The 14,899-nt window shown below is 61.3% G+C and carries 7 protein-coding genes; 1 reads left to right on the plus strand and 6 read right to left on the minus strand.

What is annotated here, in order from left to right:
• Positions 1-3: 3 nt before the first annotated feature.
• The 5 genes from ACQUSW_RS13190 to ACQUSW_RS13210 form a co-directional block, all read right to left on the minus strand.
• Complete coding sequence (locus ACQUSW_RS13190; RefSeq protein ID WP_428932776.1) at positions 4-6,057, minus strand: Ig-like domain-containing protein; 6,054 nt, start codon at positions 6,055-6,057, stop codon at positions 4-6.
• Between the two features lie 145 nt (positions 6,058-6,202).
• Entirely contained in the window at positions 6,203-7,258 is a 1,056-nt protein-coding gene (locus tag ACQUSW_RS13195) for an NAD(P)-dependent alcohol dehydrogenase (protein ID WP_428932777.1), read from the minus strand.
• Between the two features lie 81 nt (positions 7,259-7,339).
• Positions 7,340-9,412 carry an acyl-CoA dehydrogenase family protein gene (locus ACQUSW_RS13200; RefSeq protein ID WP_428932778.1) on the minus strand — a complete coding sequence of 691 codons (2,073 nt, stop codon included), beginning with the start codon at positions 9,410-9,412 and terminating at the stop codon, positions 7,340-7,342.
• Between the two features lie 416 nt (positions 9,413-9,828).
• A complete protein-coding gene (locus tag ACQUSW_RS13205) occupies positions 9,829-12,168 on the minus strand; it encodes a Xaa-Pro dipeptidyl-peptidase (protein ID WP_428932779.1) in 2,340 nt (779 codons plus the stop codon).
• Positions 12,169-12,238: 70 nt separating this feature from the next.
• On the minus strand, positions 12,239-13,315 hold the full coding sequence (locus ACQUSW_RS13210; protein WP_428932780.1) for a hypothetical protein: 1,077 nt from the start codon (positions 13,313-13,315) through the stop codon (positions 12,239-12,241).
• Here ACQUSW_RS13210 and ACQUSW_RS13215 point away from each other — a divergent pair.
• Complete coding sequence (locus tag ACQUSW_RS13215; RefSeq protein ID WP_428932781.1) at positions 13,314-13,493, plus strand: hypothetical protein; 180 nt, start codon at positions 13,314-13,316, stop codon at positions 13,491-13,493. The two genes, ACQUSW_RS13210 and ACQUSW_RS13215, sit on opposite strands and share 2 nt — an antisense overlap.
• Here ACQUSW_RS13215 and ACQUSW_RS13220 read toward each other — a convergent pair.
• Positions 13,483-14,682, minus strand: a complete 1,200-nt coding sequence (locus ACQUSW_RS13220; RefSeq protein WP_428932782.1) for a PucR family transcriptional regulator — start codon at positions 14,680-14,682, stop codon at positions 13,483-13,485. The two genes, ACQUSW_RS13215 and ACQUSW_RS13220, sit on opposite strands and share 11 nt — an antisense overlap.
• Positions 14,683-14,899: the final 217 nt, after the last annotated feature.

Raw genomic sequence — 14,899 nt, forward strand, 5'->3', positions numbered from 1 at the left:
GAATTAGTACCACGTAATACTTTCGGATTCACCGTAGCCGCTGATCTTCACCGAGATGCGCTCGCCGGGGTATCCGACAAAGCAGCCGGGTTCGATCGATCCGTTGGCAGGCAGCGACACGCTAACGGGGCTCGTGCCGGCCAATCGGTTGCCATTCATCAGACACTCCAGGGTGTAAGTGCCGGCCGTGAAGTTCTCGGTGTGCACCTTAATCTTCGCGCACGAGGCACTTCCACAGGTCGAGAATGGTCCACCGGTTCCCTTGCTGACCCAGGCACGCGGTGATGGCTTAGGCGCCGATTTCGCAGAGGCCTCTTTCACCGACGACACTTGGCCCTCGGTATCTACCGCGCGAACCTTAATGGTGTGCTTGGTGTCGTACGAGTTACCCACCGTGCGCGAACCACTCTTACTCACGTCTTCCCAGCTGCCGCCATCAATACTGATCTGCATTTTCGCGATAGCGCGCCCATTGGGTGAGGGGGCAGACCAGCCGAGCTTCACCGACTTTCCACTCTGTGAAGCACTGGCCGACGGAGTCTTCACCGGCCCATAGGGGCGGAGCTTGCCCGTGGCCGATGACGGCGAACCGGGCTGTGACTCCTGCCCACCGACAACAGAGTAGGCACGCACCTGCACGGTGTACTCACCGTTATTATCGGCCGAGATTTTACTGCCGTCCCAGTTACGGCTCCACGAGCCACCGTTGACACGGTACTCATACCGAATCTCGTTCGCCTTCGCCCCGTTCGTGTTATCAAGGCTGTACTTCACGGTGACAAAGTTGTTGCCCTCTGTCGTTGAAGTAATCGTCGGGGCACCGGGCGAACCAAAGGCACGTACGGGTGACGAAGCGTTGCCCCAATCGCCCCAGCCTGCCTTATTGCGTGCACGCACGGCAAAGGTGTACTCGGTGGTCGATGTATCAACCGTCACCGCCTGCGAGGTGGCTGTGCCCGCGTCGATCGTTTTTACAACCGTCGAGCCTCGCATCACGCGCAACTGATATTCAGAGGGCTTGTCACCATTCGCCATTGCGGTCGACCACTTGACAGACACCTGCGCTTGGCTGCCCACCGAGGGCGCACTCGACGAGGTCGGTGTTCCCTGCGGAATGGGTGGCCCAGCCGGAATCTCACTCAGCGACCAGTTACTCCAGCTCGACGGCTCGGGAGCACGGTTATGCGCCCGCACTCGCACCTGATAGTCGACACCATTTTCCAGGCCCTCCCACACGACCGAGTTACCGGTCACATTTGATTTTTGTGTGACGTTCGAGGGTGGTGCAGGAGAAATCTCCAGCGTGTACTTTTCCACCGGCGATCCGGGCGTCGTCGGTGTCGTCCAGTTAACCGTGAGAGAACGATCACCAAACGTCAGCTTGGGCGGCACCGGCTTGTCGGGGCGCGCATCGGGCCGTGCCACTGCCGAAGCTCGCGATTCGGGGCCGTCACCCACGCGGTTGGTGGCCAACACGGTAAAGGTGTATTCCACGTTGTTCGTCAGCCGGTTGAGCGTACATGTCGTGGAGGTGCAGTCCTGCGAGAAGTCTCCCGCCGTCGAACGCACGGTGTACCCGGTAATTGGCGCACCGTTGTCGCTGGGTGGACTCCACGAGAGCACCACTGTGCGGTCTTGCACGCTAACGACCTCGGGTACTCCCGGGGCATCCGGAACACCCTGCACCGTCAACTCGATGATTCCTTCGACCTCGCGGTCACGGTCTCCCGTGGCGTCTTGCACGCGGTAACGCACAAGCATCGAGCCAACAAAATCATTCGCCGGAGTCACCGTCACAGTGTCGCCGCTGAGCGAAGCCTCGCCGCGTCCGGTGTCGACAACCGCCGAAACCACCTTCAATGGTGTGTCGGGGAACGGGTTGATGTCATTAGCGAGCACATCGACGTCAACCGGTTTACCCTGGTCTGCCTGCGCAATAGTGTCGGTCGTTGCCACAGCCAGGGGCCGGGTCGAAGCAGAAACCGTAACGCTCACGCTGCCTTCTACAGCAGGGTTATGGCCGTCATTCACGCTGATCGTCACCGTGCCACTGGTGCCCTTCGCCGTCGATGCGGGTGCCTCCACGAGCAGAGTTGAACCTTCAACCCGTGCCGTCATGCCCTCGCCCGGCCCGCTCACCAGGCTGTAGCGCATGGAGTCCATGTCGCCAGCATCCGGATCACGCGTGAGCGCAGCCAGATCAAGCTCGGTCGCGTCTTCACCCGGTGCCACCGTCATTTGCCCGCCATCAAAAGTTGGCGGCTGGTTGGCCGGAGGCAGCACATTAACCGGCAGCGTCAGCATGGCCGTGCGCCCTGCCGGATCGTCGGGGCCAGAGCCATCGGTGACCTCAAAAGTGATGGCGTCTTTACCGAAGTATCCTTCGCGCGATGTGTAGATGAGCGTGTGAGCGTCGTGAATAAGCGAATCTCCGTTGGAGTTAATCGCCGTCACTTTAGCGGCCTCAGTGATACGTACCTGCCCACCACCGGCAACAGTCACGTGCTCCGACAGCGGAATCGTGATGGTTTCGCCGCTAACAACCTCGACGGGCTCGGTCGAGGTGAGCAGCGGCACAAGGTTGCTCAGCGCCGGAACAAAAATGAACGCCGAGGCCGACAGACCATCCGGGTCGGTAATGGTGTACCGAATCAGCTGGCGCTCTTCGCCGACCGTGACGCGCACCGTGCCATCTTCTTGCACGGTTCCGCCCTCTTCGGCGGTGAGCTCAAGCACATCAGTCGTACCATCCGGGTCTTCGTCGTTTTTCAACACTTCAACGTCGACCGTCAACTCGTCGGCGACATCAGAGACCAGCACACGGTCATCACGTGCGATCGGCGGTTGCAGCGGAACATCTCCACCCACCGTCACATTAATGACGCCCACCGCCTGCGCTCCACGGGCGTCACGAATGGTGTACTGCACAGAAGTTTCTAGTTCGCGATCAGGAACCGTAATCACAACACGGTCGCCCGAAACCTCGGCCTCGAGTCCTTCCACATCGGGCACGATAAGGCCGTCGGCCACCAGGCTAATGGCGTCGCCATCCGGATCTGAATCATTGACCATCACGGGCACGGCCACCGTCCGCCCGGGGCGCACAACGACCGAATCCTTCACGGCGTAGGGGGCCTGGTTTGCCTCAGCAGGTGGCGCAATGCCTACGCGAATCGAGCCGACCGCCTCTTTACCCAGGCGGTCACGCACGCGATACGAGAAGCTGTCCACGCCCGCGGCATCGTCGAAGGCCTCATAAACCAGGAAGTTTTGTCCGACCTCTTGCACCTGCCCCTTGGTGGGCGCAGATTCCAGCCCGAGTAGTTCGACGGAGTCGCCATCAGGATCAATTCCGTCGAGGGGCACAGCAATACGCGTGGTCGAACCACTCAGCGTGCGGGCCGTAATATCCCGTGGCCTGGGTGCGGAGTTATTTTCTTCATCGACCTCGAGGATCTGAATCGTAATGTAACCGGCATCTTTTTGGCCGCGTGAATCCACGGCCTCATAGGTGGCGTATACGGTGCGAGCTTCGTTGCCCGCGCGGAATCGCACGGTGTCTTGCGATACGAACGCCTCGCCGTGTTCGGGGTCGATAAACGGCTCAACCAAATCGGGCGCGACCGTCAGTTTGTCGCCCTGTGGATGCGAGTCATTGTCGAGCACAGGGATCGTCACAACGTCTCCTGCGCGCACCACAACGTGGTCATCGCCGGCAATGGGCGCGGCAATTTTTTCCGGTGCGGGTACCGGCAACACCACCACATCGCCTTCGGCCGACTGCGAGCCATTCGAGATGGTGTATTTGATGCGCACTTGCTCTTCGAGTGCGCCCTGATCGGTAATTCGAAGCGTCGCATGATTGAGCACAGTCACGCTCACCCCGCTGTGCTGCGGCACCTGCACCGACTGCACAACGAGCACCCCGCCCGACGGGTCGGAGTCGTTATTGAGCACACCCACCAGAACATCGCCGCCCGAAGGCAGCAGCGCTACGTCGCGCACGGCGACAGGCGGAAGATCCGACTCTTCGGCCTCCAGTACATCAACGCGTACGAGACCAGGAACCGCGTTGGGCCCGGCGCTGACGAGGTATTGCGCGTAATACACACCGGGCTGCTCTGCCCGGAAAGTGAACTTTTTATTAGGAAAGTCAGCCGTAATGTCGGCGCCCTCGACGTCGTCGACCCGCGCTAGCCGCAGCGGTTCGCGGCCCGAGCTGGTGTCATTGACCAGTGGTGAAACAACAACGCTCTCGCCCGCGCGGGTCACAACATGGTCGGCGTTGGTTTTGGGCAGAGTCGAGCCGGGTGGGCGCACATCGAGTCGCAGGGTTCCTGCCGCTACAGCGCCCTGGCCATCGCCCACCGTAATGTCGATGTCTTTACGACCCTGCAGGCTCGCCACCGCACGGTAGGTGATCTGGCCGTCGGTGGTGAACTCTACTTCGTCACCGGATGCCGCCTGCACATCTTTCAGATAGATGTCATCGCCGTCCGGGTCAATCCAGTCGGGCAGCACGTTATACGAAACGGTGCCGCCGGATTCCACAGCGATGGCCGTCGTACGACGCTGGCGAGGAGGCGAGTTGACGTCCCAGCCGTGCACCGTCACGGTCACCTGGGCCTGATCGGTGCCGCCGCGGCCGTCGTCAACCTCATAGACAAATGTGTCGGACCCCGTGGCGTCTTCGGGCACATTAATTTGCAGCGATGCACCGTTAAAAATCTGTTGCACTTCGCCGAGGCGTGGCTGATCGCCCTTGAGCGTGGCAACGAGCACGTCGCCGTCGGCGTCGGTGTCGTTATCGAGCACGGGGAGCATGGTCGATCCCCCGGGCCGTACTCCAAAAGAGTCGTCTTCAGCAACGGGCGGCGTGTTGACGTCACTGCGTTCGGGAAGCGTTGTTTCGACGGTTTCTTCTGTCGTCTGTTCGTCTTCCTCGGAATCACCTTCGGGAGGTGTGATGTCGTTCCAGTTGTCGACGCGCTGCAGACTGTCGGTAACGACCCAGGTCGAGCCGGTAACAACATCGTTGAGTACAACAACGTCGCGGTTAACGCGGAACACGAGCGATTCAGCCGACTCTACGCCTTCCAGTGCGGTGGCAAGATCGAAGTCTTCCCCGGCGCAGTCACGCACAAAACGTGCAGATCCAGCCCACGCCCCATATGTGCAGCCCTGCAACTGTACGGGGGCAGCCGGATTACCTTCGCCGCCCGCACTCGTTTCGGTGGGTTCTGAGCCGTCTAAAGGAACACTCACCAGCTGTGAGCCGGTAGCGATAACCACGGCATCCGAAGCTGCCGATGGCTGCTGCAACACGGCGGTTGCGGCGTTACCAACGTTTGCCCGCACACCGCGCGGCGCAATCACCTCATCGCCATCGAGCACAACGGGCTGCTCGCCGACGACCGTAATCGTGGGTTCCTTACCGTCGGCCAGATCGATATCGCGTGAGGTAGGTTCGGCGACGACACCGGCCGCATCAACACGCACCGTGACAACTTCTGAGTTTTCGGATGACACAGCATAGACCGTGCCCTCGGTACTGACCGCAACATCGGCGCCCGCGCCGAGCACGGTCACTGGTTCTTTCACCTTGACGTCGAAGCTGCTCGCGCCGTTGGAGGGGAGAACCCATAGCTTTCCCTCGGCAGGGTCGAGCAGCGCTAACGTTTCACCGCCGAGCGCGGCTTTACCGCCGGGAGGAAGCGAAAGCGAGTCGCCCAGCGACACCCGCACCGGGTCGACTTCGGTTAGCGCTGACGTAGCTTTATCGTCAACAAATACGGTGTCGCCCGACTGAAGAATGTCGTAGCTTTCGTCGGCGGTTCGAAAACCACCATCGAGCACGCGTGATTCATTGTTGAAATGGCCCACGAGCATGGCCGACGTATTCGTCACCCACACGCTACCGTCGTGCAGGTCAACCTCGGTGGTCGGATTACCCTCGTAGGCAATCGCCATACCCGTGACCGTTACAGCGCCAATGGTCAACCCGGCGATTGTTGCCGCAGTTTTTTTCCGGGCGCGCAGCCAAGTGAAAGATTTCACGTCGGTTCCCCCTTAACACGCGTCCATAGGAGTGCCACCGACAGTGCGGTGGCCGATGCCTATCCTAACCAGAGCGCCTTAACAACGACACGGGGAGCATTCCCCATCTCGCCGTGAGCATTCACAGGTGTGCGGTTTCGACGTGTTAAACGTTGGTCTGCTCGAGCGTTGCCGCATCGATCACAAAACGGAAACGCACATCGGAGGCCAGCACGCGGCGGTAGGCCTCGTTGATCTCGTCGGCGTCAATCAGCTCAATTTCTGAAGCAAGGTTGTGCTCGGCGCAGAAGTCGAGCATCTCTTGCGTTTCAGCGATGCCGCCAATATTAGAACCGGCCAGTGAACGCCGCCCATTAATCAGGCGCAGCGCGTCGAAGCTCAGCGCCTCGGGCGGGGCACCCAGGCACACCATGGCTCCATTAATGTCGAGCAGCGACAGGTAGTCATCGACCGGAATCTGTGCGCTGACGGTATTAATAATGAGGTCAAACGCCCGCTTGTTGTCACGGAATGTTGACGGGTCACTCGTTGCCAGGTAGCGGTGTGCTCCCAGCCGCAGGCCGTCTTCAGCCTTGGCAAGGGTCTGCGACAGCACCGTGACATCCGCGCCCATCGCACGCGCAATTTGTACGGCCATGTGACCGAGGCCACCCAGGCCAACGACCGCCACGCGCGTGCCGGGCCCGGCATTCCAGTGGCGCAGCGGAGAATACGTGGTGATCCCTGCACACAGCAGGGGTGCTGCGCGGTCGAGCGCAATAGCATCCGGAATTCGCAGCACGAAATCTTCGGTCACCACAATTTGCTGCGAGTATCCGCCCTGCGTAACGCTGCCATCGCGGTCGATAGCACCGTAGGTGCCCGTAGCACCCTTTTCGCAGTGCTGCTGGTCACCCACCGTGCACGAGGTGCACTCGCCGCACGAGTTCACCAGGCACCCGACACCCACGCGGTCGCCCACGGCAAAGCGAGTGACCTCGCTGCCCACGGCACGCACCGTACCGGCGATCTCGTGACCGGGTACGAGCGGGTACCGCTGTGCACCCCAGTCGCCGCGCACCGTATGAATGTCGGAGTGGCAGATGCCTGCGTAAGCAACATCAATAACAACATCGAGCGAGCCGGGTTCGCGGCGCTCGATTGTGGTGCGTTCGAGGGGTGCACCCTCGCTGGGTGCGGCAAAAGCAAAAACAGAAGACATATCGGCTCCTTGACGGTGCGCGGTTCGGGGTCATTCGAGCCTAGCGCGACGAGCCGATATGTCTTCTGGGGTTGGGGACAGCTAGTTTTTCTTCTTTTTCTTCAGATCTTTTTCTGAGATAGGGGCTGTTCCGGATGCCTGCTGCTGCGCGTAGTGCTCGCGGGCTTCATCTTGCCGCTGCTGTTCGACCCCGGATGCCAGTGGTGCACGCACGTGCTCGGGCTCATAGCCAAAGGCGTTGACAAGGTCGAGCGCGTGCGGGCGCAGGCGTGTGCACAGACGATCGATGTAGCGCGAAACCGCTGCTGCACGCTGGGTCGAAAGTCGGCCGTTGATAATGTGCCAGGCCAGATGCTTTTCGATCAGTTGCAGACCAAACAGGTCGCGCAGCCACGTCAAGACCTGGCGGCTGTCATCGTCGCGTGTGCGCTCGACGGCGTCGGTGAAGGCTTCCCACTGCAGGAGTTCGCCGTGGGCGCGGGCTGCTTCGATGAGCTGCGCCTGGTTTTCGTTGAAGACCGCTGCGGCCTCTTCGGGGCTCAGTTTGCCCCCGCCGTGCAGTCTCCCGGCGATATCGGCCACCATCTGCTGCACACGGTCGGCGAGCAGTTCGTGCTGTTGCTGGGCGCGAAGACCCAGTTCGACCGAGCGTGCCGTTGAGCCAAAGTCGGTGACAGCCTGACCGAGCCTACGTAGCCCGGCACCGTGAAACACTTTGCCGGCGGTTTGTCCGACAGCAAATGCGGCGAGCGCTGCCGGGTCTTTACCCTTGAGCTGTTTCGCGTAGTCGGTGAGCAGGCGTTTGCCGACCAGTTGCAGCAGTACGTTGTTGTCGCCTTCAAAGGTCACGTAGATGTCGAGGTCGGCGCGCAGCCCCACGAAACGGTTTTCAAACATGAATCCGGCACCGCCGCAGGCTTCGCGGCACTCTTGCAGTGTGTCAAGAGCGTGCCAGGTCGATAGCGGTTTGAGTGCTGCCGCGAGTGTTTCGAGGTCTTCGCGGTCTTGGTCGCTCGTGCTTGTGCCCGAGAAGACGGCGTCGAATTTTTGTAGGAATTCGTCGTGCGCAAATATTTGTGCATACGTGGTGGCCAGGCGTGGCAGGAGCCTGCGCTGGTGCTTGCCGTAGTCGAGCAGCACAGTTTCTTGACCGTCAACGCCCGCGAACTGTCGCCGCTGGGTGGCGTAGGTGATGGCGATGTAGAGGCCGAGGGCCGAGGCCCATGACGCCGCGCCGTCGAGCGACACGCGGCCCTGCACGAGTGTGCCGAGCATGGTGAAGAAGCGACGGCCGGGGCTGTCGATGTCGCTGGTGTACGTACCATCGATGGCAACGTTTCCGTAGCGGTTCAGCAGGTTTGTGCGTGGTATGCGCACGCTGTCGAAGCTCAGCCGACCGTTATCGATACCGTTGAGCCCGCCTTTGAGCCCGTCGTCTTCGCGGGTGATTCCTGGCAGGTCGTTGCCTTCGTCATCGCACAGGGGCACATAGAAGCAGTGCACACCGTGGTTGACGCCGTTGGTGATCAGCTGGGCGAATACGGTCGCGGCGATACCGTGCAGTGCAGCGTTGCCGAGAAACTCTTTTGTTGCCCCGCGGAAGGGCGTGTGAATCACAAATTCTTCTGTGTCGGGATCATAGGTGGCGGTTGTTCCTACCGAGGCGACATCCGATCCGTGGCCGATTTCGGTCATGGCAAACGCGCCAGGAATCGAGAGGTTCATGATTCCGGGAAGCCACTTGTCGTGGTGCTCTTCGGTACCCAATTGCAGTACGGCAGAACCAAAAAGGCCCCACTGTACGCCTGATTTGATCTGCAGGCTGGGGTCGGCGGCGACGAGTTCTTCAAATCCGGCGATGTTAGCGCCGTTGTTTTCTTCGCCCCCGAAGCGTTTCGGGAAAGCCCGGTGCACAGCATTGTTTTCGACGAGCAGGTGAAGCTGTGTCAACACCCGCTCGCGATGTTCGTCCATGCCGAGCGAGTCGTCGCGCCAGAATGCCGGGTCTTTGATCATTTCGCGGGCTTGGCGGCGCACGTCTGCCCAGGTTCCCATGAGCTGTTCGCCCACGGCATCGACGTCAATACGCAGGTTCGATTCTGGGGAGTCTTCGGTGGGGGTGGGTGCGTTCACGCGGACGGCTGCGTCAACCATGAGCATCCTCTCGTGGAAGGTAAGAAGTGTTCTCTCATAGTAGGTCTACAACAACAGACCTCGTAGCTCGCTGTATGTTTCCACCAATTTTTTGGGGCACGGCGCCTCGTCGGATCGTGAGCTATGTACAGCAGCATCCGGATGCCACCCCCCAGCCGCCCACGCAATTCGTGATCGCCCCACGGCCTGCCCCTACCGTTCGCTGCCCGGCTAGCCCCGTTCCTACCCTCCGACACCCCATTTGTCCGACAGATTCTCATCCGTCAGACAAAAACAGCCATATCTGTCAGACAAATGCGAATCTGTCAGACAAATGCAACAGGCATCCGGATGCCACCACCCAGCCACCACACACAGTGCGGGACCTACCGCAGAATGCAGCAGGCCCCGCCCGTGTGATCACACGGTGTTCAGTGTTAGATCAGCGTGAGCGTCAGTACCGCCGAGTAGACGCCCTTGCGAGCGCTTCCGGGAATACCGAGTTCGAGATCTGCGCCACAGGTGAATGCTCCCGCGCTGTGTGAGCGCGGTGACAAACACATGGTGGCGGTGTCACCCAGACCCACGCCGGGTTCTGCCGTGTCGCCGGGGGTGACCGTACTTTCGCTGTTCGGGTCGGCCTCAAGGTCGCCCGTGACAACATCGGCGTGCGGTAGCCAGCCGAGGTTTTGCGCCAGAATACGGCCCGCGTTGCCGGTGAAGTCTGACACCTGGGCGGTGAGATCCCATCCGGCGGCGGTGCCGCGTGAGTCGCGAACCTCAACCGGGTGCAGGGCACCGGTTGTGGTCTGGTCGACACCGCTCAGAGTGACGGGGTCGAGCACAACCGGGTCGCTGCTTGACACTGTCATCGACAGCGCGCCACCCTCGATTTCTGCCGTGATTACCTGGTGGTCGGTTCCGGGTGCTTCCGCACCGAGCGCGTTCACCAGTGCCGCAACGCCACCGACGATCGGTAGGCTCACCGTTGATGATCCCGGCGATACCGTCAGGGTTGTGCCGGGGGCCGGGCGCACCGTGTACTCGTAGTCCGAAGAGAGCACCATGACGCCAATGCGTGAGCCTTCGTTGAACACGTAGTCTTTCGGTTCAAAATCAAACCGGAAGTCGTAGGCGGTGCCGGGCTCGATCGGATCGGTGACGGCGTCGGAGTTACGGTTTTGCACATCCATCCAGCCGCGCGTAATAACCTTCGGGGCTCCGGATGCCGGGTATTCCACCAGCACTGCTGTCAGGTTGGCCTTGTCGCGGTCAACCGCGAGCTTCAGCGATACCGAGGGTGTGCCCGAAAGGCGCACTGACTCTGTCAGTTCGGGTGTCTTGTAGAGCACCCGGTTCGACGAGGTTTCTGCACCGGCGAGGGCCGCGACGCGTTTGCTGGCGTCATCGACAATGCTTTCGGTTGTTCCGCTGGTGTCGGCAGCGAAGGTGAGCGCACCAATACCGCCGGCTTCTTCTGCCGGTGTGAAGTGGAGTGTGGCGTCGGCTGCTGCGACATCCGGGAAGTCTGCATACTCGGTGAGCACACGGTCTTCGCGCTGAATGTATGCCTTGGGCAGGTTTTCTACGCCGTTCTGCTGCTTGTACAGGTAGCGAGTAAACCAGCGGTTGAGCATAACATCGGTGGGGTTACCGCCGTGGCCGCCCTGGTGCAGGTAGATCTGGTGCGGAGTGCCCGTTTCTTTCAGCCCCTCGTACAGGTCGACAGCGTTTTTGGTCATGACGTTCCAGTCATTCAGACCGTGCGCAACCAGGGTTGCTGCCTTAATGTTGCCGATGTTGTTCATGTAATTGCGTTCTTCCCAGAACTCATTACGGTCACCGGTCACGCGGTCTTGCTGCTCGCGGATGTCGTCAATAACGCCCTGGCAGGTGTCTTGGTCGGGGCGCGTGTGCACGTAGTCGGCGAGCACGTCGGCGTCTTCTCCCTGGTAACCACCGGGCGCACGGACGGCACCGTTGGCGCGGTAGTAGTTGTACCAGTCCGAGATAGCGGCAACGGGAACAATGGCGTCAAGCCCCTGTACTCCGGTGCTGGCAACACCGATCGGCAGTGTGCCGTTGTATGACGTACCGATCATGCCCACCGAGCCGGTGGCCCAGTCGGCGCGTACCTCGTCGGTGCGGTCGGCGCTGGTGTAGGCCTTGGTGCGGCCGTTCAGCCAGTCGACAACAGCTTTACCGCCGAGTGACTCGTTGATACCGCCCGTGGTCGGGCAGCCTTCTGAAAAGCCCGAGCCCATCGATTCAGCGTGGATCACGGCGAATCCGCGAGGAACCCACGTGCTCTCCCACGACGAAGAAATCTTCGGCGAGGTGCGGGGAGCTGCAGGCGCAGGGAAGCCCGGCTTGCTTGTGGGTGGTTCACCAATCTCGTGATCGACGTTCCAGTTGGGAACATTGCCTCCGCCCGCGTAGTACGGGCTCATTTCCATGATGACGGGCACTTTGAGTCCGTCGGTGTCGGTTTCGGGCACGCGACTCACGTCAATGTGAATGAGGTCGGGTTGGCCGTCGCCGTCGGAGTCAATTTCGCTTTCGACCCACAGTTCTTGACGAATCCACTCATTGCGGTCGGTGGTGAACACCGACTGCGAGAGTCCGTCTTGAAATGAGGGTTCGGCAGGGGCCGGTTGCGGTGTCGCAAATGCGGGCGCTGAACCTATCAGGCCGCACACGATCGCCGACGTTGCGACAGTGGCTACTGCCGCGCGCCGGGTTCGGCGGCCTGGGGACCGCCGGTGATGCATGGTCATTTTTTGCCTTTCTGAGGGGTGGATTGATCGGCCGCACACCGGGTGGCGCGCGGTCGAGGGGGAAGAAACGTTAGGGGGCCGGTTCGAGCACGGGCTCGGCCTGTTCGGGCTGTTCGGGCTGCTGCGCCAGGGCGGCTTCGGCGGCGGCTAGGCGTCGTCGCATCCGGATGCTGCGTACTGTGACGAGCACGATGAGGGCAATAAGTGCGAGCGTGGCCAGCACGATGAGCCAAGGAATAGAGACGACACTGCCCGTGGCGTGGTGTTCTCCTTCGACCGTGCCCTGATCCGTTTGTGGCGCCAGGTCGACTGCGCCCGTAATAATGCCGGCTGTGCCGACCTGCGGTACTTCCGCGCTGAGGGTTACTTCTGCGCCGGGAAGAAGATCGGGCAGGTCGACCGTGATGGGGTCGCTCAGTGCGCTGCCCCATGGAGCAGCGGTCGTGATCGTGGCGGTGCCGCGCACACGCACATTGCCGGTGTTGCGCACCGTGTATTCGATTGTCGCCGGGACATGCAGACTCCATCCGGCCTGGTGGCTCACCGCAACATCGGTGACGTCGACAGCGGGCAGCACATCGCCGGGGATGCTCAGATACATCCGCACACCTACGCGGCGGTCCACGCTCATATTGGGCGCTGCATTATCGCTACCGGCGGCCGTGGTCACCGAGGCGACAATGCCCGCAGCGTGGTCACCGGGCGATGCATTTTCGGGAACAGTGAGCAAAAACGGGATATCAATGCGCGTGCCGGGTTCGATCGTGTACATACCGTCACCCGAGAACCCCACCCATGAACCGAGGTCGGTGGGTGCGCTGGCTGCCGGCGGCAGCGAGAAAGCACCATCGGCGGTCATTATGGCGTCCATGGCGTACACCTGCACCGTGAGCGACTCGTCACCGAGGTTCGAAACGCCAATGTAATCGGTGACAGATTCGCCGAGCCCCAGCGTGTAGATCAGGGCGTCACGCCCATCGGGCCCCTCGGCCGAAGAGGGCTGTATCGACCACGAAATATCGCCCATAGGGTCGTCTTCGGCCTGCGCCACAGGGGACGCAAAGGCAGCCACCGGATGCAGCAGCAGCGCCGCCGCTGCCATGACAGCGGTCGCCGTACTCAGTCGCCGAAGTCGCGGTGAACCCATGCCTGCTCCCGTCGCTGGTATCGGGCTCATTCCCGATATCGATGCTGAACTTCAGAGCCTCTCATCGGGCAGCTACGGCGTCATCGTTCCGCTGTCGCAGCAGACGTTCAGCATTTGCGACATCTGTCGCACTATCCACAGGTGGCGCACTATCCACAGGTGGAGCACTATGCGCTGATGGCCCGGTGGTGACTCGGCGAAATGTCGTCAAGCAGAAGAGCCATGTGTAAACCGAGCCGATGTACGCCATTCTGCAGATCAACACCAAGCAGAGCTTCAATGCGTACCAGTCGGTGATACAGCGAACTGCGATGCACATGCAGATGAGTGGCGGCATCTTGTGCCCGGGCCCCCATATCGAGATAGCAGCGCAGCGTTTGGATCAGCACATCGCCGTCGCGCTCCGCAGCAAGACGATCAATACCGTCATGAAAATCGGCCGCCACAATCCCGTGCTCCCACGCTGCGTGCACGCCCCGATACGTGTGCAGGCCGCTCCAGTCCGCCACCGGCCAACCCTCCCCAAAAACCTCGTGAATGCGGGCGGCGTCGAGCGCCTGGCGGTATGAACGCCGAGTATCGATCAGCTCGGCGACCGGTTCGCCCAAACCTATGAGTGTGCGCTGCACGCCAGCATCCGGTTGTATCGCACTGCTCACCAGGGTGGTCAGTAGTGTTGCAAGAGCCTCGTTGTCTGAGGCGGGCCGCGCATGATCAACAAAAACCGCGGCGTCATCGATCACGCCGGCCAGCGCAATAGGCGAGGGGCGACGGCGAACAAGCCTGCGCAGTATGCCCGGCCCCGCCGGTTGACTCGCATCGCACAGCAGCGGCCGCACAACAATGGCGCGCACGCCCGTCGCAGCCAACAGCGGGCTGCGTTGCGCAAGCGCCTGTGCCGCCGAAGAACGCATCCGCGCAGGCCCTGTCAGCAAATGGGTGAGAAGCTCGGAATAGCGGCTGTCGTCTTCTGCGTCGCGCGTGTTCGGCCACGCGTCAGCAATCCGCGAGGCAAACCGGCGAGCCCGTTCAATATCGGTTGTCTGCATCGGATGCGGCGCATCAATAAACCACAGATGCCCCAGCGTGAACCCCTCGGCCTGAACAGGAATACAAACACGCGGAAGCATGCCCAGACCAGTATTGGCCGGCACATGCGTGGCCTCCGCAGCACGATAAACACCGATGCGGTCGAGCCACGACATAACCTCTGTCGAAGACTGTTGGCGCAGAATGGTTTCTTGACGCACCTCATCGATCGGATCCGCCTGCGGGCTAAACGCCACCATGCGCCGCAGCCGATCCTCGAGAATCGCCGGACGACCCAGCAGGCGCGCCACCTGATTCACCAGCTCATACACGGTCATGCTTTACCCCCTTCCGCCTGACGCGAGGTCCCCATGGGTAATGTGTGACACTCTACCTGGGGGTGCGGCTGGGAGCCGGTCGGGTTCGCGCCGGCTTGTGACCGGTCACCGAAAATCGGCCGGTTCGTGTTCTACCCGGCCCTATGTGTCCGCCCCACGCCATTTGTCGCCGCGCCCACTCTTACGTGACCGTCCCCACCCGGCTTGTGTCCACCCC

The organism is Microbacterium luticellae (assembly GCF_050408645.1).
GTDB lineage: Bacteria > Actinomycetota > Actinomycetes > Actinomycetales > Microbacteriaceae > Microbacterium.

Excerpts from the sequence above, each read along its gene's own strand:
- ACQUSW_RS13210 (WP_428932780.1), bottom strand. The coding sequence starts at position 13,315 with ATGGGTTCACCGCGACTTCGGCGACTGAGTACGGCGACCGCTGTCATG.
- ACQUSW_RS13205 (WP_428932779.1), bottom strand. The coding sequence starts at position 12,168 with ATGACCATGCATCACCGGCGGTCCCCAGGCCGCCGAACCCGGCGCGCG.
- ACQUSW_RS13195 (WP_428932777.1), bottom strand. The coding sequence starts at position 7,258 with ATGTCTTCTGTTTTTGCTTTTGCCGCACCCAGCGAGGGTGCACCCCTC.
- ACQUSW_RS13200 (WP_428932778.1), bottom strand. The coding sequence starts at position 9,412 with ATGGTTGACGCAGCCGTCCGCGTGAACGCACCCACCCCCACCGAAGAC.
- ACQUSW_RS13220 (WP_428932782.1), bottom strand. The coding sequence starts at position 14,682 with ATGACCGTGTATGAGCTGGTGAATCAGGTGGCGCGCCTGCTGGGTCGT.
- ACQUSW_RS13215 (WP_428932781.1), top strand. The coding sequence starts at position 13,314 with ATGCCTGCTCCCGTCGCTGGTATCGGGCTCATTCCCGATATCGATGCT.